A 24,543-nucleotide genomic window follows, 5' to 3' on the forward strand; every position below is an offset into this window, starting at 1 on the left:
AACATGGTTTACTGCTTTTTGCTTTTTTATAAGATAAGGGAATATAAAATTCTTGACTTTGGGGACGCATCTGCTTTTCTAATGGGATTATTATTAAATAATGAATCGGCAACTCATACTAAGAATGCTGCGGCATGAAAGGGGTTGTTTAGATGGGCAGAAGAAGAGGGATGATGTCTTACCAGTTTAAAGAAGAGCTTGCTAAAGACCTCGGTTTCTATGGTGTTGTTCAAAAGGAAGGCTGGGGCGGCATACGGGCAAAGGATGCAGGAAATATGGTGAAACGCGCCATTGAATTGGCTGAAGCACAGCTGGCTTCCCGAAACAACGATTCTGACGGTTGATTGAAAATCGTTTAAACAAGCAAAATACCGCAGCTAAAAGAGCCAGGGAAATCCCCTTGGCTCTTTTTTTGCCATGATTCTTTTAAAATAACGAATTTTGCTTAGATATTCTGTTATCTGACGTCTTACATTTAGCTTTTTGTGGTAAAATAGGACAATATATAGATTTCGGAAAGCAATGCACAGGCTGGGCTTGTGCCGGATAACGCAGAAGTAGGTGGAAGCAGTGAAGATTTTGGTTAAGGCACCGGCTAAAATAAATTTAGCTTTAGATGTATTACATAAACGGGACGATGGATATCATGAGGTTGAGATGATCATGACGACCATCGATTTAGCAGATCGGTTGGAACTTACTTTATTAGAGCAAGACCAAATACATATTATTTCGCAAAATCGATATGTTCCGGACGACCAGAGAAATTTAGCCTATCAGGCGGCGAAGATTTTAAAAGATCGGTTTCAAATCAAGCAAGGCGTATCGATTTCCATTGAAAAAACGATACCAGTGGCGGCCGGTTTAGCCGGAGGCAGCAGTGATGCAGCTGCGGCATTAAGAGGATTAAATAAATTGTGGAACCTTGGTTTAAGCACAGATGAGTTAGCCGAAATCGGCAGTGAAATTGGTTCCGATGTATCCTTTTGCGTCTATGGGGGAACCGCCTTGGCGAAGGGAAGAGGCGAGCAAATCACGGAACTGCCTGCACCTCCAACCTGCTGGGTGATTCTTGCCAAACCGTTTATTGGCGTATCCACAGCGGATGTTTACCGAAGGCTGGATGTGAATAAAATTGACCACCCCCATATTGGGGCAATGATGGATGCGCTCCATCATAATGATTACTTAGCGGTTTGCCGGAATGTAGGGAATGTCTTAGAGGATGTCACGTTAAATCTGCACCCGGAAGTGGCACAAATAAAAGACCAGATGAAACGGTTTGGCGCAGATGCGGTCTTAATGAGCGGGAGCGGCCCGACTGTGTTTGGATTGGTGCAGCATGATTCGCGGATGCATAGGATCTATAACGGACTAAGAGGTTTCTGCGACCAGGTTTTCGCCGTCAGAATGCTGGGGGACCGGAATACACTTGATTAAAGGCGCACAATAATAGTATTCTTTAAGTAGAATATTCGGTTTAAATGGGGGTTGTTATGAAATTTCGCCGCAGTGAACGTTTAATTGATATGACTAATTACCTGCTGGACCATCCTCGCCAGCTGGTACCGCTGACGTTCTTTGCAGAACGTTACGACTCAGCCAAATCCTCGATTAGTGAAGATTTAGCCATTGTAAAAGAGACATTTGAGGCTAGAGGAATCGGCACCTTGCAAACCGTTCCCGGTGCAGCAGGAGGAGTAAAGTTTTTCGTGAAGGTCAGCATGGAAAAGGCCAAACCCTTTGTGGATGAGCTTTGCCAAATGATTGTGGATCCTGACCGGCTCTTGCCGGGGGGTTATTTGTATTTAACGGATATATTAGGCAATCCTCAAATAGTCCAAAAGGCCGGGCGCATAATCGCATCGGCATATGCGGATGCAAAAATTGATGTGGTCATGACGATTGCGACAAAAGGGATTCCGCTGGCTTACGCCGTTGCCAGCCAGCTCAATGTTCCCGTCGTCATTGTCCGCAGGGACAGCAAGGTGACAGAGGGCCCGACCGTAAGCATCAATTATGTATCAGGCTCTGCAAAAAGGATCCAAACCATGGTGCTCTCCAAACGGAGCCTGAAGGAAGGGTCACAAGTCCTCATTGTGGATGATTTTATGAAAGCTGGAGGTACCGTATTAGGCATGGTCAGCATGCTGGAGGAATTCAATGCCTCTGTATCCGGGATTGCTGTTTTAGTAGAGGCAGAGGAAACAGAAGAACGGTTGGTCGATGATTATTTATCACTCGTAAAATTATCTAACGTCGACTTAAAGGAAAAAAAGATTAATGTCCATGAAGGAAACTTTTTTACAAGGGGGAAATTATGATGAAAGTAGTTCAAACGAATCAAGCACCGGCTGCGATCGGACCTTATTCCCAAGGAATTATCGTCAATAACCTATTTTTCAGTTCAGGGCAGATCCCTTTGACACCTGAAGGGACAATGGTCACGGGCGATGTGAAAGAACAGGCCCGCCAGGTTTTCCGCAACCTGCAAGCGGTCCTAAAGGAAGCAGGCGGTTCGTTAGAAACCGTCGTCAAAGCCACAGTTTTTATTAAAAACATGGATGATTTTGCTTCCGTTAATGAAGTTTACGGTGAGTATTTTTCTGCCCACAAGCCTGCCCGGTCATGTGTCGAAGTGGCCCGGCTGCCAAAGGATGCCCTTGTTGAGATTGAGGTAGTAGCATTAGTGAAATAAACCAGCCTAATTCAGGCTGGTTTTGCCCAAAAATGGAAGCGGTAACATTTTGTTTTTGAGCAGTGTATGCGAAGTTGTTAAAAATACCCTATTTTTTACAAAACTTCACTTTTTTGTCCGTATTTTTCAAAAAAATTTTAAAATTAAAGAAGGAATACGCAAATTATTGTTGAATTAATTAACTAGCTTTTTATCTTAAGGAAAAGGGTGTGAGCACATGGAAGTAACTGACGTAAGATTACGCCGTGTTAATACGGAAGGTCGAATGAGAGCGATTGCATCGATCACATTAGACAATGAATTTGTCGTTCATGACATTCGTGTTATCGACGGTAACAACGGTTTATTTGTTGCTATGCCAAGTAAACGGACTCCGGATGGAGAATTTCGTGACATTGCGCATCCAATCAACTCAGGAACACGCGGGAAAATTCAAGAAGCCGTATTGACTGAGTACCACCGTCTTGGTGAATTAGAAGTAGAATTTGAGGAAGCCGGAGCTTCGTAAGATGGACAAACAACTAGGGCCTTTCTTCGTGGTAAGGCTCTTTTTATTGTTTTGGATTTTCCCCCTTCCCTCCATTCCTTATTCTTCCCGCATAAAAATCAAAAATCTGCCATTTATCAATATCGTTGATTCCTTGAAATGAACCCTCATTTACGATAATATTTTTAATGGATAAAAAGGTGAATAATTGGAGGACTGTTCATGTCTAATCGTTACGCTGTGATTTTAGCCGCTGGACAAGGGACGCGGATGAAATCAAAGCTTTATAAGGTTTTGCATCCTGTATGCGGCAAACCGATGGTTCAACATGTTGTGGATCAGGTTCAAAAGCTTGATATAAAGGAAATTGTCACCATTATTGGCCATGGTGCCGAAAAGGTCCAAGCCCAATTGGGCGAACGGAGTCATTATGCCCTGCAGGAGGAGCAGCTGGGAACGGCTCATGCAGTCATGCAGGCTGCGAGCCTGCTTGAGGGGAAAGAGGGTATAACTATCGTGGTTTGCGGCGATACCCCATTAATTAAGGCGGAAACAATGGAAGCTTTATTTAAGCATCACGAAGAAACAAAGGCAAAGGCCACCATCCTGACAGCAAGCATTGGCAATCCAGCCGGATATGGACGGGTTGTTCGAAGTGAAGCGGGGCTTGTTGAGAAGATTGTGGAGCATAAAGATGCCTCTGATGAAGAACGGAAAATTAATGAAATTAATACAGGGACTTATTGCTTTGACAATAGCGCGTTATTTGAGGCATTAAAAAATGTTTCCAATGAAAACGTGCAAGGGGAATACTATTTGCCTGATGTGGTAGAAATCCTGAAAAATCAAGGTGAAATCGTGACGGCTTATCAAACGGATGATTTGGATGAAACATTAGGGGTCAATGACCGTGTAGCTTTAGCGGAAGCGGAACGCATTATGCGATTGCGCATCAACGAAATCCATATGCGTAACGGAGTAACGATTACGGATCCTGCCAATACCTATATTGAGGAAGGGGTAGAAATCGGCCAAGATACCGTGATCTATCCCGGGACCATGATTAAGGGGAATACGGTGATTGGGGAAGATTGCAAGATTGGCCCTAATTCGGAAATTGTTTCTTGCCGGATTGGCGATGAGACAACAGTCAGGCAATCGGCTGCCCATCAAAGTGCCATTGGGTCTCGAGTTAACATTGGCCCATTTGCTCATATCCGTCCGGATTCCACGATTCACGATGATGTGAAGATCGGCAATTTCGTGGAAATCAAGAAGGCTGTTTTTGGACAAGGAAGCAAGGCGTCCCATCTCAGTTATATCGGGGATGCTGAGGTAGGCAATAACGTCAATATTGGCTGTGGTTCGATTACAGTGAATTATGATGGAAAAAATAAATACCTGACAAAGATCGAGGATGACGTATTTATTGGCTGCAACTCCAACTTAGTAGCACCTGTTACTGTTGGAAAGGGAGCGTATGTAGCTGCCGGTTCTACAATTACAAAGGACGTGCCAGGGAATGCTTTATCGATCGCACGCGCACATCAAGTGAATAAGGAAAATTACGCAGAAAAGCTTAATGGAAAGAAATAAGCGAATCAATTCAGGAGGGCCTTCATGTCAAACCAATATTTAGATCCAAATTTAAAGGTATTCAGCTTAAACTCAAATCTTCCCCTTGCTCAAGAGATTGCCAAAGTCATTGGTGTAGAACTTGGGAAATGTTCGGTTAACCGATTCAGCGACGGAGAAATTCAAATTAATATTGAAGAGAGCATCCGCGGCTGTGATGTGTATGTGATTCAATCAACTAGCCTGCCCGTCAATGATAACATCATGGAATTATTAATCATGATCGATGCGTTAAAGCGCGCATCCGCCAAGACGATTAACATTGTCATGCCTTATTATGGTTATGCCCGTCAGGATCGTAAGGCAAGGTCCCGTGAACCGATTACAGCAAAATTAGTGGCTAACCTGCTTGAAACAGCGGGTGCAACCCGGGTTCTATGTTTGGATCTCCATGCGCCGCAGATTCAGGGCTTCTTTGATATTCCAATTGACCATTTAATGGGCGTTCCGATTTTATCGGAGTATTTTAAGAACAAAGCGTTGAACGGGGAGATTGTCGTTGTTTCTCCTGACCACGGCGGGGTAACAAGAGCCAGGAAAATGGCGGAACGCCTTAAAGCGCCGATTGCGATTATCGACAAGCGCCGTCCAAGACCGAATGTGGCTGAAGTGATGAATATTGTCGGTAATATTGAAGGCAAAGTCGCGATTTTAATTGATGATATCATTGATACAGCCGGCACGATTACGCTTGCCGCCAATGCTTTAGCGGAAAATGGGGCAAAGGAAGTTTATGCCTGCTGTACACACCCGGTATTGTCCGGCCCTGCTATTGAACGGATCCAAAATTCCAAAATCAAAGAACTGGTAGTGACGAACTCAATCGCCCTTCCTGAAGAAAAGAAAATTGGAAAAATTATTGGCCTATCCGTTGCTCCATTAATCGGAGAAGCGATTATCCGCATCCACGAGGAGCAATCTGTCAGCATTCTGTTTGATTAATTTTTAAAGGGATGGCTCATAAGGGGTCTGACCCCAGACTGGAGTCATCCTTTCGTTGTTTTTCTTTAGAAAATCATGTTTAGGTCTTCCTATTTTTGGGCAATTTTATAGGGATGGTTTTTAACAAAATAGGAAGGTGATAGACATGACTGCTGTATTGCAAGCGAAGGAACGCAAGGAGCTCCGCCGTTCCACTTTGAAAAAACTGAGAGAGAACGGGGATATTCCGGCTGTAGTCTACGGAAAAAAGGTGGAAAGCACACCTGTTTTTGTCAGCATGGCCGATTTGACGAAGACGATTCGGGCGGTAGGCAGAAATGGAATGATTTCTCTTGATATTGACGGCCAGAGGCAGGATGTCATTATGTCCGATTATCAAGAGGATCATATCAAAAAGGAAATCCTCCATGTTGACTTCCTTGCTGTTGATAAATCTTCCAAAATTACTGTAGCGGTCAGACTGGTTCTGACTGGCGAAGCAGCAGGAGTAAAAGATGGCGGCGTGTTGCAGCAGCCGCTTCATGAGCTTTCAATTAGTGCTACACCTGATCAAATTCCACAGCAAATTGAGATGGATATCACAAACCTGCAGGTAGGCGAAACGCTATCCATAGCGGATATTCCCTATCAAGGTGAATTTACGATTCACCATGAACCGGACGAAGTCATTGCCTCGATTCTTCCTCCTAAGCAAGAGGAAGAGATCAATGCTGGTGAACAGCAGGCAGGCGGACACCCTGAAAATGAAGAAGGCAGGGAGACGGAGCCTGTTACGAAAGAAGAATAAAAACAGACGTAACCTTATTTTGGGTTACGTCTTTTCTCGCATATGCTTTTCATCATTTTTTTATGGGAGAGTACGATGTTTCGGATGATTTTTAGCAAGAGGTTGAACCAGGAAGAGGTGGGGAAAATGAAGTTAATTGCGGGTTTAGGAAATCCTGGGAAACAATATGAGCATACGAGACATAATGTCGGCTTTGATGTCGTGGATGAATTATCAAGCCAGTTGGCCATCCCGCTTAACCAGTCAAAGTTGAAGGGCCTGTATGGGATGGGCTCTGTTAATGGCGAAAAGGTGCTGCTGTTAAAGCCGCTTACCTATATGAATCTATCGGGCGAATCCATCCGTGCAGTGATGGATTATTATAAAATAGAACTGGATGACTTGCTGGTGGTCTATGATGATCTCGATTTGCCTGCGGGGAAAATCCGGCTGCGGCAAAAGGGGAGCCCAGGCGGTCATAATGGGATCAAGTCGATTGTCGCTCATCTTGGCACCCAGCAGTTTAACCGCATCCGTATTGGAATCGACCGCCCTCAAGGCGGGATGAGTGTCCCGGATTTCGTTCTTGGCCGGTTCCATCAGGAAGAAATGCCATTCATAGAGCAGGCGGTAAAGAAGAGTGCGGAGGCTTGTGAAGCATGGCTGAAAAAGCCATTTTTACAAGTAATGAATGATTATAATCAGTAATCCATTCATCATCCAAGCCATTGTTTCATAATTATAAGAAAACAAAACGGATCTAAAGAACTAAAAGGTTATGTTGAATAAGTTCCTCCCATCAGGTTAATACTAGTATCGACTTAATAAATTAGGAGGGACAGGTGTGGCCATTCATTATCATTGCCGTCATTGCGGGACAAACCTTGGCTCCATTCAACAGGCATCGATTTATTCAGAATCCCTCGGACTTCATAAATTAACGGATCAAGACAGGCGGGAGATGGTATCCTATGACCCATCGGGTGATATCCATATTACCGCCATTTGTGAAGACTGCCAGGAAGCGTTAGAAAGAAATCCAGATTACCATCAATATGATTATCTGATCCATTAAGCTAGCTTTGGAAGGGTCTCCAAAGCATTTTTCTGTTTGAAAATTTGGCTTATAGAAAACTTGAAAATAGGATATAGGAGAGGAGGAGAGAAGACATGGAGGGCTTAAAGTCATTATTCCTCGAACAGGAAGAGGTCCAATCCGTGCTGGCCGGAATTGAAGAGGGCTTAAGGGAGCAGCTGGTAGCCGGACTATCGGGATCATCCAGAACCGTGCTCACAGCCACTATCTATGAAAAAACGAAACGGCCGATTCTGGTTGTGACCCATAATCTATTACAAGCACAAAAACTCTATGATGATATTGCCAATCTAGTAAACGAACGGGAAGTCTTTCTTTTCCCGGCGAATGAACTGATTGCGGCAGAAATGAGCGTAGCAAGTCCCGAACTGAGAGCCAATAGAATAGAGGCATTAAATTATTGGAGCGGGTCCAATCAGGGAATCGTCATTGTCCCTGTGGCTGGATTAAAGAAGTTTCTCCCCCCAAAATCATTGTGGAAGGAAAATCAGTTTTTCCTAAAGACAGGGGAAGACTTGGATATTGAAAATATGTTATTGACCTTGGTCAATATGGGCTATATCCGGGCAGAAATGGTCACGACACCAGGCGAATTTAGTGTAAGGGGAGGCATTGTCGATATCTATCCCCTTACAGAAGACAACCCAATCAGAATTGAATTGTTCGACACAGAAATTGAATCCATCCGTTACTTTTCCCTCGATGACCAGCGTTCGCGAGAAAAGGTGCCGCAGGTGGTCATAGGCCCGGCTTCAGAAGTCCTGCTGCAGCCTGAGAATTATGGCAGGATGGCCAGCCAGCTAGAGGAAGGATTAGCGAAAAGCCTTAGAAAGTTTAAAGATGAAAAGGCAAAAATCCAGCTCTCACAAAATATCAGTTTTGAATTAGAGCAGATCAAAAATGGCCAAAAGCCAGAGCAAGTATTCAAGTACCTATCGCTCGCCTACGAGAGGCCTGCTAGTTTGCTAGACTACCTTCCAAACAATGGGCTGGTGATCATTGATGAAATCAGCCGGATTCAAGAGATGAATGAATCCTTGGCGAAGGAAGAGGCGGAATGGTATACCGCTTTGCTTGGTGAAGGAAAAATTATTCATGACCTTCAAATCTCTCATGATTTACAGGCCTTTTTGCAGAAAAAACAATTCCCAATTCTGTATATGTCGCTATTTTTGCGGCATGTGGCGAATACCAGCCCGCAGAATATTATTAATATGTCCTGCCGGCCGATGCAAAATTTCCATGGACAGATGCATTTGCTGAAGACGGAAATCGATCGATGGAAAAAGGGCCATTATTCGGTCTTATTCTTAGGGGCAGACGAGGAACGGGTCCATAAATTAGCGCGTGTCCTCGAAGACTATGAAATTGAGGCATCGGTGTTAACGGGAGACCAGCCGCTTGTGCCTGGCAAGGTCCAGATCATGAATGGGAGCCTGCAATCCGGGTTTGAGCTGACCATCCAAAAAATGGCGGTTATTACCGAGGAAGAGCTTTTTAAAAAGCGGACCAAAAAGGCGGGCAACAGACAAAAGCTTTCCAATGCGGAACGGATCAAGAGCTATTCTGAGCTTAAAGTCGGGGATTATGTTGTCCATGTCAATCACGGGATTGGCAAGTACTTGGGCATTGAAACGCTCGTTATCAATGGGGTGCACAAGGACTACATGCACCTTCGCTATCAAGGGACAGATAAACTGTATGTGCCTGTCGACCAGATTGACCTTGTGCAAAAATATGTCGGCTCAGAAGGAAAAGAACCAAAAATCTACAAGCTGGGCGGTTCCGAATGGAAAAAGGTCAAGAAGAAAGTCCAGTCATCTGTTGAAGACATCGCCGATGATTTAATAAAACTGTACGCGGAGCGGGAAGCCGCAGTGGGTTATGCCTTTTCGCCGGACGGGGATATGCAGCGGGAATTTGAAGATTCTTTCCCTTATAAGGAAACCGATGACCAGTTACGATCGATTCATGAAATCAAAAAGGATATGGAGCGTCCGCGCCCAATGGACCGCTTGTTGTGCGGCGATGTTGGCTATGGAAAAACAGAGGTGGCAATCCGCGCTGCCTTTAAGGCGATCTCCGATGGAAAACAGGTAGCTTTCCTGGTGCCAACCACCATCTTAGCCCAGCAGCACTACGAAACCATCAGAGAGAGATTTCAAGACTTCCCGATAAATATCGGAATACTCAGCCGGTTCCGCACGAAAAAGCAGCAAACAGAAACGATTAAAGGGTTAAAGGCAGGAACTGTCGATATTGTCATCGGGACCCATCGCCTGCTTTCGAAGGACATTGTTTATCATGATTTAGGGCTGTTAATCATCGACGAGGAACAAAGGTTTGGGGTTACCCATAAAGAAAAGATTAAAAAATTGAAGACCAATGTTGATGTGCTGACGTTGACCGCGACCCCGATTCCAAGGACGCTTCATATGTCCATGCTTGGAGTCAGGGATTTATCGGTCATCGAAACTCCGCCAGAAAACCGGTTCCCTGTGCAGACTTATGTGATGGAGTACAATGGGGCATTAGTCAGGGAAGCAATCGAGCGGGAACTGGCCCGGGAAGGACAAGTCTACTTTTTGTATAACAGGGTAGAAGATATTGAACGCAAGGCAGAGGAAATCTCCATGTTAGTTCCGGATGCAAGGGTCACCTATGCCCATGGACAAATGACGGAAAACGAACTGGAGTCGGTTATGCTGGGTTTCTTGTCCGGAGAGTATGATGTGCTCGTGAGTACGACCATTATCGAAACCGGGGTAGATATACCGAATGTGAATACTTTGATTGTTTATGATGCAGACCGTATGGGGCTTTCCCAGCTGTATCAGCTCCGCGGCCGGGTAGGAAGGTCCAATCGGGTAGCCTATGCTTATTTTACTTATCGGAAGGATAAGGTATTGACCGAGGTTGCTGAAAAGCGGCTGGAAGCCATCAAAGAGTTTACAGAGCTTGGCTCTGGTTTTAAAATTGCCATGCGTGATTTAACAATAAGAGGTGCAGGGAATTTGCTAGGGGCCCAGCAGCACGGGTTCATCGACTCTGTAGGGTTCGATCTTTATTCGCAAATGCTGAAGGAAGCAATTGAAGAAAGAAAAGGCGACCTGAAGGAAACAGCCAAACGCACCGTGGAAATCGATCTGGAAATCGATGCGTATATTCCGGATGCGTATATTAAAGATGGCAATCAAAAGATTGAAATGTATAAACGGTTCAGAGGGGCAGATTCTCTTGAGGAAGTAGAAGAACTTCAAGCAGAAATGCAGGATCGTTTTGGGGAATATCCGGACGAAGTGGCTTATTTGTTCCAAATAGCAGAAATCAAAGTGTTTGCCATTCAAAATGGGGTCGAACAGATCAAGCAGACGAAGCAAAAGGTAACGGTCGTGCTAAATGATGAAGTAACCAATTCGATTGATGGCAGCAAAATCTTTCATCTCGGCAGCCAGTTTGGCAGATCAGTTACGCCGGGAATGGAGGACGGCAAGCTGATCATTGTGATTGATACGAAAGAATATCATCCTGCACAATGGCTTCATATTGTATTAGAGATGATTAAAGGCATTCCATTGGCAAAGAAGGGCCAAGAGAATCCTGTCTAACATCAGGCTGCCAGCAAGCCCCTATAGACCGGGGCGGAGAAAGGCATCCAAGGTAAATAGGAGCCAAATTGCCATATAGTATCATTGTTAGCGCCTTTGAGCTTGGGAGTCATTCTCAAGCTCAGGGCGCTTTCGCATTTTTCCATCTTTGAATTTTCTTTCAAAAGGTGAAAAAATATAACGATTGTGTATAGAACTTTCCAGATGAAAGATACTAAGTTCAAAGCTGGTAAGGATATTCAGGAAGAATAATCCTTGCCAATTTGAAAAAATCATCAGATGAAAGTGAGGCAACATTGGATGAAAGCAACTGGAATAGTTCGTCGAATCGATGATTTGGGTCGTGTTGTTATCCCTAAAGAAATACGCAGAACGCTGCGTATCCGCGAAGGAGATCCATTGGAGATTTTTGTGGACCGCGATGGGGAAGTGATTCTAAAAAAGTATTCACCAATCAGCGAATTAAGCGATTTTGCCAAAGAATATGCGGAAGCCCTTTTTGACAGCCTCGGAAATCCCGTCTTAATTTGCGATCGTGATGCCTATATAGCAGTAGCAGGCGGATCTAAAAAAGATTACTTAAATAAAAATATCAGTGATTTAGTAGAAAAAACAATGGAGGACCGAAACTCGGTTCTTATTACTTCTCAAGGGGAAGTTTCCTTGATAGAGGGCAGCGAGGAAACGGTCACCTCTTATACGATTGGCCCCATCATAGCGAATGGCGATCCAATCGGTGCCGTGATTATTGTTTCAAAGGAAGGCACGTTAGGAGAAGTAGAACAAAAAGCAGTAGAAACCGCAGCAGGTTTCCTTGCCAGACAAATGGAGCAATAAGAATAGACATATAGCATGGACAAAATTTATACTTAAGAAGGGCAGCCGGCGCTGCCTTTTTTGGTTAAAAAGTATAAATATTTTCGACTTTGAGAATTGTCTAGCGCAAGCGCCCCAGCGCCTAGTGTCCTTCGCTCTCCGCCCTGCGATAAGTCAACATCGATTTGCCTGCGGCTCATCCGTGTTTCCTTTATCTCAGTTAGAGAGCTCCAGGCCATACGGCGCTGCCCAAGGTGCTTGCGCTTTTCTTATGTTATAATAATGTCCTGATGTTTACGATCGGCAGGTGAAGTCTGTGAACCCATCAAAGGCACTGGTCAGAGGGGCCTTTATTTTAACGGCTGCGGCCATTATCACGAAAATACTAAGTGCTATTTATCGAATCCCTTTTCAAAATATTGTGGGAGATATTGGTTTTTACATATACCAGCAAATCTATCCGTTTTATGGAATGGCAGTTGTGTTATCGACTACCGGGTTTCCGGTGGTGATTTCAAAGCTGTTTGCGGAGCAGCGGCACGCAGGAAATGAGGGCAATGCCCGTTTTCTTGTGGCAGTCTCACTCGTTTATCTGCAGCTGTTTGGGCTGCTCTGTTTTGCTATTTTATATTTTGGGGCTGATGTCATCGCCGTTTGGATGAATGACCCGCAGTTGGTGATTCTGTTAAGGGCAGTTTCGGTTGTTTTTTTGGCGGTTCCGGTTGTTTCGGTTTTAAGAGGCTATTTTCAAGGGAAGAGCGACATGGTTCCAACCGCCTTTTCTCAAGTGGCGGAACAGGGCGTTCGAGTAGTGACGATTCTTGGCTTGTCTTATCTATTGATGCAAAGACGAGTTTCCTTATACCTGATTGGCGGTGGAGCCATGTTTGGTTCATTTACCGGCAGTGTTATCGCCGCGATAGTTTTGTTTATGTTTCTATGGAAACGTAAAGAATGGAAATACATAGCCCCCAAAATACGAAACCTAAGGTCATCCTTTCAAGAGGGAAAACGAATTTTTAAGGCGTTGACTGTTCAGGGCTTGGCGATCTGTTTGAGCGGGATGCTGATGATTTTTCTGCAATTGGCGGATTCTCTCAATCTATACTCCCTTCTTGCTTCCAATGGAATCGAGCCGGATGCGGCAAAGAGCTTAAAAGGGGTTTTTGACCGAGGCCAGCCGCTGATTCAGTTGGGAACAGTCGCTGCTACCTCTATGTCACTGACACTGGTCCCATTAATTACCCGTGAAAGATTAGCGGGCCATCCGTCATTTTTACAAGATAAGATCCAATTGGCTGTCAAAATAAGCATCGTCATTGGCACAGGGGCATCCGTCGGTTTATGGGCGATTATCCGGCCAGTCAATATCATGTTGTTTGAAAATGGGGCCGGTTCTTCTGTACTGGGATTATTAAGCTTTGTCATATTTTTTTCATCGATAATACTGACCATCGTATCCATTTTGCAGGGGTTAGGCCGTCTCATCTTCCCCGCAGCAGCGATCACCGCGGTGTTCCCGTTGAAGTATTTATTTAATTTATTGTTCATTCCTATGTTCAATACGGATGGAGCAGCGATTTCATCACTGGTCTCACTTGGAATCATAACGGCGATCTTATGGCTGCAGTTAAAAAAATCCATGGAAGTGCCGAATCTGGCAATGCCATTTTTCAAAACCGTGCTGACGGCAGCCGTGGCGATGCTATTGTTTTTAAAAGCTTATTTATATGCGCTGGATGAAGCAGCCGGCCTGAGGGAATGGGGACGCTCTGGTGCGGCAATAGAATCCATATCCTCTGTTTTATTGGGCGGCGGCTTGTTCCTGTTCATAATCATTAGAAAAAAAGTGTTTCTGGAGGAAGAGCTCGGGATCTTCCCGTTTGGAAGCAAGCTCATTTATCTTATGGCTCGAAAGGATCGAGGTTAATTATGGCAAAATTAATTGAAATTGTAGGATTGGGGGCTGGAGAGCTCGAGCAGCTGCCCCTTGGTGTGTATCGGAAACTGATGAAGGCAACCATAGTTTTTTTGCGGACAAAGGAGCATCCGGTGGTACCGTCCTTGCAAGAGGAAGGGATGAACTTTGTTTCCTTTGATGCTGTTTATGAAAAACATGGCCAGTTTGAAGACGTGTATCAGGAAATAGTCCAAACCTTGCTGGAAAGATCACAGTCTAGTGACATCGTCTACGCGGTGCCGGGCCATCCGCTAGTGGCGGAACGGACGGTACAGCTTTTGATAGAGGAAGCTCCAAAGCAGGGGATCGAAATAAAGATTGGCGGCGGACAAAGCTTTATTGATGCCTTATTTGCTTCGATCAAAATTGATCCGGTGGAAGGGTTTCAATTGCTGGATGGAACAAGCATCCATTCTGAGCAGCTGCAAATGGACCAGCATATCATCATTAGTCAAGTATACGATCAATTTGTCGCTTCCGATGTCAAGCTGGCCTTAATGGAGAGGTACCCTGATGATTATCCAGTGGCCATCATTACGGCTGCGGGCAGTGAAAATGAGATCATTCAACAGGTGCCGTTATATGAATTGGACCGCAATATGTCCGTCAACAATCTGACTTCCGTCTATGTGCCCCCGGTAAAGGAAGAAGCTGTCTTATGGAAAAACTTCGCGAAGTTTCGGGAGATTATCGCGATTTTGCGCGGTCCAAATGGCTGCCCATGGGATAAGAAGCAAACCCATGAATCATTGAAAAAATACCTGATTGAAGAGACATATGAAGTGATTGATGCCATTGACAGCGGGGATCTTGACCATTTGGTGGAAGAGCTGGGCGATGTATTGCTTCAGGTGATGCTCCACGCGCAGATTGGCGAGGATGAAGGATTTTTTACGATTGACGATGTGATAGAAGGAATATCCGCCAAAATGATCCGCAGGCATCCGCATGTATTTGGGGAAGGAAAAGCGGACAGCGCCGAAGAGGTGGTGCAAAACTGGCAGGAAATCAAGCGGCAGGAAAAAGGCGGAGAAATGCCTGATTCCATCCTGGCCGGCATTTCGCTTTCCCTGCCTAATTTGCTTCGGGCTTTTGAACTGCAAAAAAAGGCGGCAAAAGTCGGATTTGACTGGCAGGAAATCGGCCCGGCTTTGGAGAAAGTGAGAGAAGAACTCCAGGAGTTTATTGCGGAATTGGATGGTACAGAGGCAGGATTAACACGGGCCAAGCAGGAATTTGGCGACTTGCTGTTTGCTTTCGTCAATGTGGCCAGATTTTTAAATATAAACCCGGAAGAGGCTTTATTTGCGACAAATGAGAAGTTTATCCGCCGGTTCCGTTACATAGAGGAAAAAGTGAAGCGGAGCGGGAAAACCTTTGATGATTACACCCTTGAGGAACTGGACCGTTTCTGGGATGAAGCAAAATTTTCAGGTCTTTAGATTATGGAGGGAAAACCATGCGCTTAGATAAATTTTTGAAAGTTTCCAGACTTATAAAAAGAAGAACGTTGGCGAAAGAGGTCTCTGACCAAGGGAGAATTGAGATCAACGGCAAGGAAGCAAAGGCCAGTTCGACCGTAAAAGTTGGAGATGAACTGACACTTCGTCTGGGCCAGCGGAGAGTCACTGTCAGAATTGAGCGGATTCAAGAAACGACCCGGAAGGAAGAAGCTGCTGAGATGTATACGATTGTAAAGGAAGAAAGGCTGAACTACCAAGAGGAACAATAAACGTTGAGTTCTAATTTCCCTCTTATCCACATAGTATGTACAGAATGGTTGTACTAATGATTGTGAGGGATGAGGAATGAGTCAATATTACGATACGAATTCATCGAAAAGTAGTATTCCAGACCATGACGTCATCATGAGAGGAAGAAAGCTTCTTGATATTACCGGTGTGAAACAGGTAGAAAGCTTTGATAATGAAGAATTTCTGCTAGAAACATCGATGGGGTTCTTAGCCATTAAAGGGCAAAATCTGCAGATGAAAAATCTCGATGTGGAAAAAGGGATTGTTTCAATTAAAGGAAAAATTTATGATTTAGTCTATTTAGATGAAAATCATGGGGAGAAAGCTAAAGGATTCTTTAGCAAGCTGTTCCGATGAGCCTTTCCACACAATTCTTAACGATGATTTCCATGATTGGAATGGGCTCATTATTTGGAGCTATGCTGGATACGTATCAGCGATTTTTAAAACGCCCTAAAAGAAAATCTTGGATTGTTTTCATAAACGATCTGCTTTTTTGGACAATCCAAGCTTTGCTCATTTTTTATGCATTATTTTTAGCCAATAATGGCGAGCTGCGGCTTTATATCTTCGTCGCCCTGCTTTGCGGATTTGCCGCCTACCAAAGCTTGTTCAAAGGCCTTTATCTCTGGCTTCTGGAATTTTTAATCCAAACGGTCATTTCCATTGCCCGTTTCCTGCGGGATACGTTCGTCCTGTTGATTTATAAACCGATTGCCGGCCTTATTCAATTGATAACCATTATCCTTCTATCTATTGGCAGGGGACTCTTGTCCCTTGTCAATCTTATTTCAAAGATAGTATTATGGAATATAAAAATAATATTCAAGGTGATAAATAGAATATTATTATTTTTTTGGAAACTTTTGCCGAAAGGACTTAAAAAATCCGTCGAGAAGTTATATAATAAAACGGCAGGAAATTTAAAGGAAATCGGGAATTATATAAGAACGATAATGGGAAAATGGAAACGAAAAAAATAGCAGGAAGGATTAAGGGAAATGGGAGCAGAACGACGAACTGTATCTAAAATGCAGACAGCCTATGCCAAACAGCAGGAATATGCGGAAATTGCCTCAACTAGGAAAAGGAAGCTGTTAATGAGAAGGCTTTCTATCTTTTTTGTGTTTGCCAGCGTACTTTCGTATTTGATGATTTCCAGTTACCTTTCCCAAACGGCTAAACTAGAAGCAAAGGTTGCCCAAAGGGCAAAGCTTAATCAGGAGCTCACCAGCTTAAAAAAGCAACAGGCCATTTTGAAAGAGGACATCGTTAAATTAAATGACGATGACTATATCGCAAAGCTTGCCAGGAAGGAATATTTTTTCTCTGATAAAAATGAGATTATCTTCAGTATTCCGGATGAAAAAAAGGAAAAATCAACCAAATAGTCGTCTTATTGACACTCAATTTTCCCATTCTGTATAATATAGAGTAAGCTTGATTTTTTATATTTCTAAGGAGGAACATTTTTTTTATGTCAATTGAAGTAGGCAGCAAGTTGCAAGGAAAGGTAACAGGAATTACTAATTTTGGAGCGTTTGTGGAGCTGCCGGATGGTTCAACGGGACTCGTCCACATTAGTGAGGTTGCGGACAATTATGTAAAGGACATCAATGATCACTTAAAAGTTGGCGATCAAGTAGAAGTTAAAGTCCTTAATGTTGAGAATGATGGAAAGATTGGACTGTCCATTAAAAAAGCTAAGGATAGGCCTGAATCAGAACGGAAGCATTCTCATTCACAACGTCCGCGTCAAGGAAGAGCAAATGACCGCAATAATAACAAAACTGAAACCTTTGAGTCCAAAATGGCCCGTTTCTTAAAAGACAGTGAAGATCGTTTATCTTCCCTAAAGAGACATACGGAGTCTAAACGCGGCGGAAGAGGTGCTAGACGAGGTTAAACTTGCTGCTTATTTTTTATTTAGGGATAACGCAAGGGTTACTTGGTTTTCATAGATAAAGACGAGTCGTTATGGCTTGTCTTTTTTGTTTTTTGCCAATAATAATGGCGGCGCCGATGTGGCTTTAGGGCTTTTCTTTATCATTATTTAAATAAAATAATGTCATTAAATATACAAAATATTTGAAAACATGCCAATATAACTTGATACTTTCGGCATCAAATCGGGAGAGTTACTATTATTTGAATAAATATAGTGGATTCAGTCGAACGATTTTCATTCCTCCGTTCACTAATTTGACAAACTTTTAAATCTAGCAAATTTATAATAGTTTTCAACACATGAATGATAGGGAGTGAGAATATGGGAAAGGTAGATCAAAGTTTGATTGAACCCATCGGTGAAGTGAACCTTCAATCATCAAAACCTGATTTCAGCAAGTGGCTAAAAAAAGTCCAGTGGATGCTGGAAACCCTTTTTATCAAAAAAGGGGTTCTGTTGTTAATGGTTGGATTCTTGCTTGGACGAGCCTTGATTCTGGCAAAACTGACTCCGTTTAGTCTGCCCTTTTTTGCCTCTGTCTTTCTTATTAAAAGAGATAAGGCGCCGCTCGCCCTGATTGGATTGATAACTGGCGCGATTACTCTATCACTAGCAAATGCCGCCTTTACATTTATCATCAGTTTCGGTTTTATGCTCGTTTTCCAAATCAGCAAAAGATGGCTGGTTAATGAAATGAGAACGTTGCCATATTTGGTGGGCGTCCTATTAGGAATAGGCAAGCTGGCAGAGGCATTTATACTGTCAGAGCAGGTGACGCTCTATGATGGGATGATGGCAGGTGTCCAAGCGAGCCTTGCTTTTATTTTGACGATGATTTTCCTGCAAAGCCTTCCGCTATTAACGTTTCATAAGCGCAGGCAATTGCTTAAAACCGAAGAAATTGTTTGCTTAATCATTTTGCTGGCATCCATCCTCACGGGGACGATTGGCTGGAAGGTTCATGGGCTTTCGCTCGAACATATTATGTCACGTTATTTGGTATTGGTGTTTTCGTTTATTGCCGGTGCCACGATCGGTTCGACAGTGGGAGTGGTGACAGGACTCATCTTCAGTCTGGCGAGCGTGTCCAATTTTTATCATATGAGCTTGTTAGCTTTTTCCGGGGTATTGGGAGGGCTGATGAAAGAAGGGAAAAAAATCGGCGTTTCCATTGGTTTGTTTATTGCGACACTGTTAATCGGAATGTATGGGGAAGGCGGAGGATCCTTAAAACTGACCGTATTGGAAACAACTGCAGCTATCCTTTTATTTCTTTTGACACCGCAGTCACTTACCTCCCGTCTGGCAAAATATATACCGGGCACTCCTGAGTACACAGCGGAACAGCAAAAATTCATGCGAAAAATGCGCGATGTGACGGCACAGCGGGTTTCACAATTTTCTAATGTATTCCATGCATTATCGAATAGTTTCACCCAGATCGATAACGAGCCTATGGAAAATGAATCAGAGCGGGAAATGGACTACTTTATGAGCCATGTAACCGAAAGGACGTGCCAAACCTGCTTTAAAAAGGAACAATGCTGGGCGAAGAACTTCCATACAACCTATGCCTGTATGGAAGAAATTATTCATGAAATGGACCGAAATGACGGGAATATTTCTTTAAAACTGACGAGAGAATGGGAGAAGCTCTGTTCGAGGCCAAAGAAGGTATATGAAACGATTGGGCAAGAGCTGACCTTCTATCAAGCTAACCAAAAACTGAAGAAAAAAGTTCAAGAAAGCAGGAAGCTGGTAGCTGACCAACTGCAGGGCGTATCGGAAGTGATGAATAATTTTGCGGAGGAAATTCAACGTGAACGGGAGAACTATTACAAGCAGGAAGAGCAGGTCATGGAAGCTCTACAGGGCTTTGGAATCCATATCGAAAATGTAGAGATTTATAGTCTGGAACCAGGAAACGTTGACATAGAAATGGCCATTCCGTTTTGCCATGGAAGCGGAGAATGTGAGAAATTAATTGCTCCTATGTTGTCGGATATCGTAGGAGAAACGATTATTGTCAAACATGAAGAATGTGCCAAATATTCAAATGGCTTTTGCCATGCGGTATTCCGTTCATCCAAGGCTTATGTGGTTGAAACGGGTGTGGCCCATGCGGCAAAGGATGGCGGTTTGGTGTCGGGCGACAGCCATTCTACGATTGAATTGGGCTTTGGCAAGTTTGCCATTGCCATAAGTGATGGCATGGGGAATGGCGAGCGGGCACACTATGAAAGCGAAGAGACCTTGCTGTTGTTACAAAAGATTCTACAAACAGGGATTGAAGAAAAAATTGCCATTAAATCCGTTAATTCCATCCTCTCCCTACGTACTACAGATGAGATTTTTTCAACCTTGGACTTAGCCATGATTGACTTGAAAAATGCCGCAGCCAAATTCCTCAAGATTGGTTCAACTCCCAGTTTTATTAAACGAGGAAAGAAAATTATCAAGATTTCCGCCAGCAATCTGCCGATGGGGATTCTGCAGGAATTTGAAGTGGATGTTGTGAGTGAGCAGTTAAAGGCAGGCGATTTATTAATCATGATGAGCGATGGGGTATTTGAGGGACCCAAGCATGTAGAAAATTATGATTTATGGATGAAGCGCAAATTGCTTGAATTGGAAACAGATGATCCGCAAGAAGTGGCTGATTTGATATTAGAGGAGGTCATAAGATCTAGATCGGATGTGATCCACGATGATATGACAGTCATGGCTGCAAAAATCAACCACAATACTCCGAAATGGGCGAGCATCCCGGTCCAAAAAATGAAGCGCAGGGCATAACCACTTAATTTACGCCAATTGCAGGATCTTTATGTATAAATACCTTCCATTCCGTCGAAAATGGTACCAATACATGGATGTGGAGGGAGAAAGATGAACGCAGGAAAAATAAGGCAAATTTTATTGATAACGGATGGCTGTTCCAATCAAGGCGAGGATCCAATCGCTATGGCCGCTCTTGCCAACGAGCAAGGGATCACAGTGAATGTTATAGGCGTAATGGAGCATGACGTCATTGATGAAAAAGGAATGACTGAAATTGAAGGCATTGCCTTGTCAGGAGGCGGAGTCAGCCAGATTGTCTATGCCAAGCAGCTCTCGCAAACCGTTCAAATGGTGACCCGCAAAGCGATGAATCAAACGATACAAGGAGTGGTCAATCGCGAACTGCAGCAAATTCTCGGCCGTTCGCAATCAATGGAAGACCTGCCGCCTGAAAAGCGCGGGGAGGTCATGGAAGTGGTCGACGAACTTGGAGAAACTGTCGAATTAGAGGTGCTGATTCTTGTCGATACAAGTGCCAGTATGAAGCATAAGCTTCCGACGGTTAAGGAGGCCTTGCTGGACTTATCCCTTAGTTTAAATGCCAGGACCGGGGGAAATCAGTTTTCTGTTTATGCATTTCCCGGGAAAAGAAATGATGTCGAAAAATTGCTGGACTGGACGCCTAATCTACAATCTTTGACAAGCATCTTTTCAAAACTTACGACAGGCGGCATTACGCCTACGGGTCCGGCACTCCGGACGGCCCTGTCGTCCTTCAGTGAAAAGAGAAATGTAAGGAGCCTGCTGTCAGATGATGATGAATCATTCTTTGAAGAGTCGGTATAAGGTACAGCCTGGTACGGTTATCACGGGGAAATGGCATAACAACCATTATACAATCCTCAAGGAACTTGGATATGGAGCCAATGGGGTGGTCTACCTTGTAAAGTACGGCAGCCGTCATGCCGCATTAAAAATGAGTGATAATAGTATGTCGATCACATCGGAGGTAAACGTACTAAAATCCTTTGCAAAGGTCCAGGGAACTTCCCTTGGGCCTTCTTTGCTTGATATGGACGATTGGCAGACTGGCGGGGATGGGAGCAAGGTTTCCTTCTATGTAATGGAGTATATCCAAGGACCTGACCTGCTATCCTTCTTGCAGCAAAAAGGAAAATCATGGATGCCAGTCGTGTTTTTGCAGCTGTTAAATGATTTGGCGCAGATCCATGAAAACGGCTGGGTGTTCGGCGATTTAAAACCGGAAAATTTAATTGTGACAGGTCCTCCGCCTGCTGTAAGATGCATTGATGTGGGTGGGACAACGATTCAGGGGAGAGCGATTAAAGAGTTTACTGAGTTTTATGACCGTGGGTATTGGGGGCTTGGTTCCCGAAAAGCCAAACCCTCCTATGACTTATTTGCCTGCGCTATGATCATGATTAATACTGCCTATCCCAACCGTTTTGCCAAACAGCAAATCGGCGGGATTGCTCAGCTTAAAGCGGCTGTCAGGCAAAGGCAAGAGCTTTTGCCCTATGAAAAGGTGATCTTGCGTGCTTTAGAAGGACAATACCTATCAGCAAAGCAAATGAGGGACGACTTGTTACAGATTGTAACGAGACAGGACCGGGCGGATAGGCCAAAAACGTCAGGTGGAAGCGGAGGAGGCAAAGGCAGTCCGCAATCCCCCCTGAATTCCAGGAAGCAGCAGCAAAAACAGCCCAGTGCACAAAGCCATCCCTCCAGCAGGAAAGCTTACCGTAAACATAAGAAGAAAAGCAGATGGAAGGAATATCTTATCATCGCGGCCGTCCTGGGCGGGTTATACGGGTGGTATATTTTTATGAAAATCCTTTAAAAAAATGAAACCAATCCACCATATAAATCGTATATGTAGAAATCAAAAAAACAAAGGTCCCAGTCGGCTCATTAAAGAACACAAGCTGTAATGGTGATAGAAAATTTAGTAGAAAGAGTGCATCTTAAATGTTAGAAGCAAAGGTCAAGGCTTTTCTTAGACGCCATTTATTTACGCTTGAAAACGGCAAAGTGGCTGTTGGTGTATCAGGAGGGCCGGATTCTTTGGCACTGCTGCATTATCTCGCTAAACAAAGGGAAAAATGGAACCTCACGATTGTCGCTGCACACGTAGACCATATGTTTCGCGGACAGGAATCGTATGAGGATGCCTTATTTGTCAAAAATTTTTGTGCGGAATATGGGGTCCCTTTTGAAATGGCCCAAGTAAATGTTCCTCAAATCATGGAGGCTGATGGGAAAAGCGCCGAGACGGCCGCCAGAGAAGTCCGCTATCAATTTTACAAGCAGGTCATGGAAAAGCACCACTGCTCCTATTTGGCGCTTGGCCATCATGGCGATGACCAAATGGAAACCGTTCTGATGCGTTTGACGAGAGGAAGCTCGGGAATGGCCAGAGCCGGGATCCCCTTCTCCCGTCCGTTTGCCGGCGGTCTGCTATTCCGCCCGTTTCTGTGTTTAACCAAAACGGAGATCGAAGAGTATTGCCGGCGGCACTATTTGAAACCAAGAATAGACCCGAGCAATTTGGAAAGTGTGTATACAAGGAATCGATTCCGCCATCAGGCTATTCCTTTTTTAAAAAAAGAAAACCCGCATGTGCACGAGCATTTCCAACGGTTTAGTGAAGAGCTGCAGGCTGATGAAAAATATCTTCAGGAATTAACTGTCCAACAAATGAATACAGTAATGAAAAACAGGGACGAACAGCAAATTGCCATTGACATAGAGAGTTTTTCTACAATGCCTTTGCCTTTACAAAGACGAGGGATTCAACTAATATTAAACTATCTTTACAAAGAATCTGCAGGTGATCTTTCTGCTGTACATATCGATGATGTATTTTACTTAATCCGGCATGGCGGACCATCTGGCAGACTGGATTTTCCTAAGGGGTTAAGAGTGACTCGTTCTTATAACGAGTTAAACTTCCAATTTTTAACTCAAGGATCCGAGGAATACTATTTTGAAATAGCTGGACCTGGTTCAGTTGCTTTGCCAAATGGATTTAGTATTACGATCACAATGGGAACCCAAGTGCGTCCCGGCATACACACCAATACAGCGCTGTTTGATGCAGACCACGTAAAATGGCCTCTCATCGTTCGTACCCGAAAAAAAGGGGACCGAATGACGTTAAAAGGAATGAAAGGGTCAAAAAAGTTAAAAGATATCTTTATTGACCAAAAGGTTCCGCTGCATGACCGAGATACTTGGCCTGTCATTACTGACAGAGATGGCTGCATTCTTTGGCTTCCAGGCTTGAAAAAGTCTTCATATGAAGGTGTAGAAACAACTTCACAACCATATATACATCTCACTTATGAGAAGGAATGAACTTCTAGGGGGACATTTGATGATGAACCAGGATATTGAAAAAGTTTTAGTTTCAGAAGAAGAAATTCAACAAAAAATAAAGGAGTTGGCCGCTCAATTAACGGAAGAATATAATGACCGCTTCCCGCTTGCCATTGGTGTTCTTAAAGGGGCAATGCCCTTCATGGCAGATTTATTAAAACGGGTGGACTGCTATCTGGAAATGGACTTTATGGATGTCTCCAGCTACGGAAACGCTATGGTTTCCTCAGGAGAGGTGAAAATCCTAAAGGACTTAGATACCTCAGTAGAGGGAAGGGACATTTTAATTATTGAAGACATCATCGACAGTGGTTTAACCTTAAGCTATTTAGTGGATTTATTCCGTTACAGAAAAGCAAAATCAATAAAAATTGTCACCTTATTGGATAAACCTACCGGAAGGAAAAGCAATATCAAAGCTGATTATGTCGGTTTTATCGTCCCGGATGAGTTTGTGGTGGGCTATGGGCTGGATTATATGGAAAAGTATCGGAACCTTCCATATATTGGAGTTCTGAAACCGGAAGTATATAGCGATAATATTTAAGCAATACCAATAGATAAGGGATCTTTAAACAGTTTTGAGTGTTCAAAGGGCAAGAGCAATTCCTTGAATTAACAAGATTTTCTATGATACTATTTAGTATAGTTTG

The 24,543-nt window shown here is 43.8% G+C and carries 24 protein-coding genes and 1 pseudogene; 24 read left to right on the forward strand and 1 reads right to left on the reverse strand.

The window, feature by feature from the left end:
• The first annotated feature begins 152 nt into the window (after positions 1–152).
• From NFS43_RS18760 to spoVT, 12 genes are all read left to right on the forward strand, one after another.
• On the forward strand, positions 153–344 hold the full coding sequence (locus NFS43_RS18760; RefSeq protein ID WP_251554307.1) for a small, acid-soluble spore protein, alpha/beta type: 192 nt from the start codon (positions 153–155) through the stop codon (positions 342–344).
• 226 nt (positions 345–570) lie between these two features.
• Positions 571–1,440, forward strand: a complete 870-nt coding sequence (gene ispE / locus NFS43_RS18765) for a 4-(cytidine 5'-diphospho)-2-C-methyl-D-erythritol kinase (RefSeq protein WP_251554308.1) — start codon at positions 571–573, stop codon at positions 1,438–1,440.
• A 56-nt stretch (positions 1,441–1,496) separates the two neighbouring features.
• Positions 1,497–2,324: a pur operon repressor gene (gene purR / locus NFS43_RS18770; protein ID WP_251554309.1), complete on the forward strand. Its 828-nt coding sequence runs from the start codon at positions 1,497–1,499 to the stop codon at positions 2,322–2,324.
• Positions 2,324–2,698 (forward strand): RidA family protein, encoded by a 375-nt coding sequence (locus tag NFS43_RS18775; protein ID WP_277613973.1) that lies wholly within the window; start codon positions 2,324–2,326, stop codon positions 2,696–2,698. The genes purR and NFS43_RS18775 overlap by 1 nt, the downstream gene beginning before the upstream one ends.
• Positions 2,699–2,915: 217 nt before the next feature.
• Positions 2,916–3,206, forward strand: a complete 291-nt coding sequence (spoVG, locus tag NFS43_RS18780) for a septation regulator SpoVG (protein ID WP_251554311.1) — start codon at positions 2,916–2,918, stop codon at positions 3,204–3,206.
• Between the two features lie 201 nt (positions 3,207–3,407).
• The gene (glmU, locus tag NFS43_RS18785; protein WP_251554312.1) at positions 3,408–4,781 is read left to right on the forward strand and encodes a bifunctional UDP-N-acetylglucosamine diphosphorylase/glucosamine-1-phosphate N-acetyltransferase GlmU; all 1,374 of its coding nucleotides are present in this window, start codon (positions 3,408–3,410) and stop codon (positions 4,779–4,781) included.
• A gap of 24 nt (positions 4,782–4,805) precedes the next feature.
• On the forward strand, positions 4,806–5,762 hold the full coding sequence (locus tag NFS43_RS18790; RefSeq protein WP_251554313.1) for a ribose-phosphate diphosphokinase: 957 nt from the start codon (positions 4,806–4,808) through the stop codon (positions 5,760–5,762).
• Between the two features lie 145 nt (positions 5,763–5,907).
• Entirely contained in the window at positions 5,908–6,549 is a 642-nt protein-coding gene (locus tag NFS43_RS18795) for a 50S ribosomal protein L25/general stress protein Ctc (protein ID WP_251554314.1), read from the forward strand.
• A 126-nt stretch (positions 6,550–6,675) separates the two neighbouring features.
• Entirely contained in the window at positions 6,676–7,236 is a 561-nt protein-coding gene (gene pth / locus NFS43_RS18800) for an aminoacyl-tRNA hydrolase (protein ID WP_251554315.1), read from the forward strand.
• A 136-nt stretch (positions 7,237–7,372) separates the two neighbouring features.
• The gene (locus tag NFS43_RS18805) at positions 7,373–7,603 is read left to right on the forward strand and encodes an anti-sigma-F factor Fin (protein WP_251554316.1); all 231 of its coding nucleotides are present in this window, start codon (positions 7,373–7,375) and stop codon (positions 7,601–7,603) included.
• Positions 7,604–7,698: 95 nt separating this feature from the next.
• Complete coding sequence (gene mfd / locus NFS43_RS18810; protein WP_251554317.1) at positions 7,699–11,232, forward strand: transcription-repair coupling factor; 3,534 nt, start codon at positions 7,699–7,701, stop codon at positions 11,230–11,232.
• A 300-nt stretch (positions 11,233–11,532) separates the two neighbouring features.
• Positions 11,533–12,069, forward strand: coding sequence for a stage V sporulation protein T (gene spoVT / locus NFS43_RS18815; protein ID WP_277613974.1), 537 nt, complete (start codon positions 11,533–11,535; stop codon positions 12,067–12,069).
• Between the two features lie 32 nt (positions 12,070–12,101).
• Here spoVT and NFS43_RS18820 read toward each other — a convergent pair whose 3' ends face one another.
• On the reverse strand, positions 12,102–12,248 hold the full coding sequence (locus tag NFS43_RS18820; protein WP_251554319.1) for a hypothetical protein: 147 nt from the start codon (positions 12,246–12,248) through the stop codon (positions 12,102–12,104).
• A gap of 116 nt (positions 12,249–12,364) precedes the next feature.
• On the opposite strand from NFS43_RS18820, the pseudogene NFS43_RS24660 reads away from it, so the two are divergent.
• From NFS43_RS24660 to hpt, 12 genes and pseudogenes are all read left to right on the forward strand, one after another.
• Positions 12,365–13,285 (forward strand): annotated as a pseudogene (locus NFS43_RS24660) (polysaccharide biosynthesis protein); the annotation flags it as partial.
• A 695-nt stretch (positions 13,286–13,980) separates the two neighbouring features.
• On the forward strand, positions 13,981–15,450 hold the full coding sequence (gene yabN, locus NFS43_RS18830; protein WP_251554321.1) for a bifunctional methyltransferase/pyrophosphohydrolase YabN: 1,470 nt from the start codon (positions 13,981–13,983) through the stop codon (positions 15,448–15,450).
• 17 nt (positions 15,451–15,467) lie between these two features.
• Positions 15,468–15,740 (forward strand): RNA-binding S4 domain-containing protein, encoded by a 273-nt coding sequence (locus NFS43_RS18835; protein WP_251554322.1) that lies wholly within the window; start codon positions 15,468–15,470, stop codon positions 15,738–15,740.
• Between the two features lie 76 nt (positions 15,741–15,816).
• Positions 15,817–16,119, forward strand: a complete 303-nt coding sequence (yabP, locus tag NFS43_RS18840; protein ID WP_251554323.1) for a sporulation protein YabP — start codon at positions 15,817–15,819, stop codon at positions 16,117–16,119.
• Positions 16,116–16,745, forward strand: a complete 630-nt coding sequence (gene yabQ / locus NFS43_RS18845; protein ID WP_251554324.1) for a spore cortex biosynthesis protein YabQ — start codon at positions 16,116–16,118, stop codon at positions 16,743–16,745. The genes yabP and yabQ overlap by 4 nt, the downstream gene beginning before the upstream one ends.
• Positions 16,746–16,763: 18 nt before the next feature.
• On the forward strand, positions 16,764–17,153 hold the full coding sequence (locus NFS43_RS18850; RefSeq protein WP_251554325.1) for an FtsB family cell division protein: 390 nt from the start codon (positions 16,764–16,766) through the stop codon (positions 17,151–17,153).
• 86 nt (positions 17,154–17,239) lie between these two features.
• Positions 17,240–17,668, forward strand: coding sequence for a S1 domain-containing RNA-binding protein (locus NFS43_RS18855; RefSeq protein ID WP_251554326.1), 429 nt, complete (start codon positions 17,240–17,242; stop codon positions 17,666–17,668).
• A gap of 363 nt (positions 17,669–18,031) precedes the next feature.
• Positions 18,032–20,506 carry a stage II sporulation protein E gene (spoIIE, locus tag NFS43_RS18860; protein ID WP_251554327.1) on the forward strand — a complete coding sequence of 825 codons (2,475 nt, stop codon included), beginning with the start codon at positions 18,032–18,034 and terminating at the stop codon, positions 20,504–20,506.
• 93 nt (positions 20,507–20,599) lie between these two features.
• Positions 20,600–21,337, forward strand: a complete 738-nt coding sequence (locus NFS43_RS18865) for a vWA domain-containing protein (RefSeq protein ID WP_251554328.1) — start codon at positions 20,600–20,602, stop codon at positions 21,335–21,337.
• Positions 21,306–22,352, forward strand: a complete 1,047-nt coding sequence (locus NFS43_RS18870) for a protein kinase domain-containing protein (RefSeq protein ID WP_251554343.1) — start codon at positions 21,306–21,308, stop codon at positions 22,350–22,352. Before NFS43_RS18865 ends, NFS43_RS18870 begins: the two co-directional genes overlap by 32 nt.
• 128 nt (positions 22,353–22,480) lie before the next feature.
• A complete protein-coding gene (gene tilS, locus NFS43_RS18875; protein WP_251554329.1) occupies positions 22,481–23,869 on the forward strand; it encodes a tRNA lysidine(34) synthetase TilS in 1,389 nt (462 codons plus the stop codon).
• 22 nt (positions 23,870–23,891) lie between these two features.
• Positions 23,892–24,437, forward strand: a complete 546-nt coding sequence (gene hpt / locus NFS43_RS18880) for a hypoxanthine phosphoribosyltransferase (RefSeq protein WP_478354354.1) — start codon at positions 23,892–23,894, stop codon at positions 24,435–24,437.
• The last annotated feature ends 106 nt before the right edge of the window (positions 24,438–24,543 follow it).

Origin of the sequence: Neobacillus muris (assembly GCF_943193175.1) — a bacterium.
GTDB classification, from domain to species: domain Bacteria; phylum Bacillota; class Bacilli; order Bacillales; family Cytobacillaceae; genus Neobacillus; species Neobacillus muris.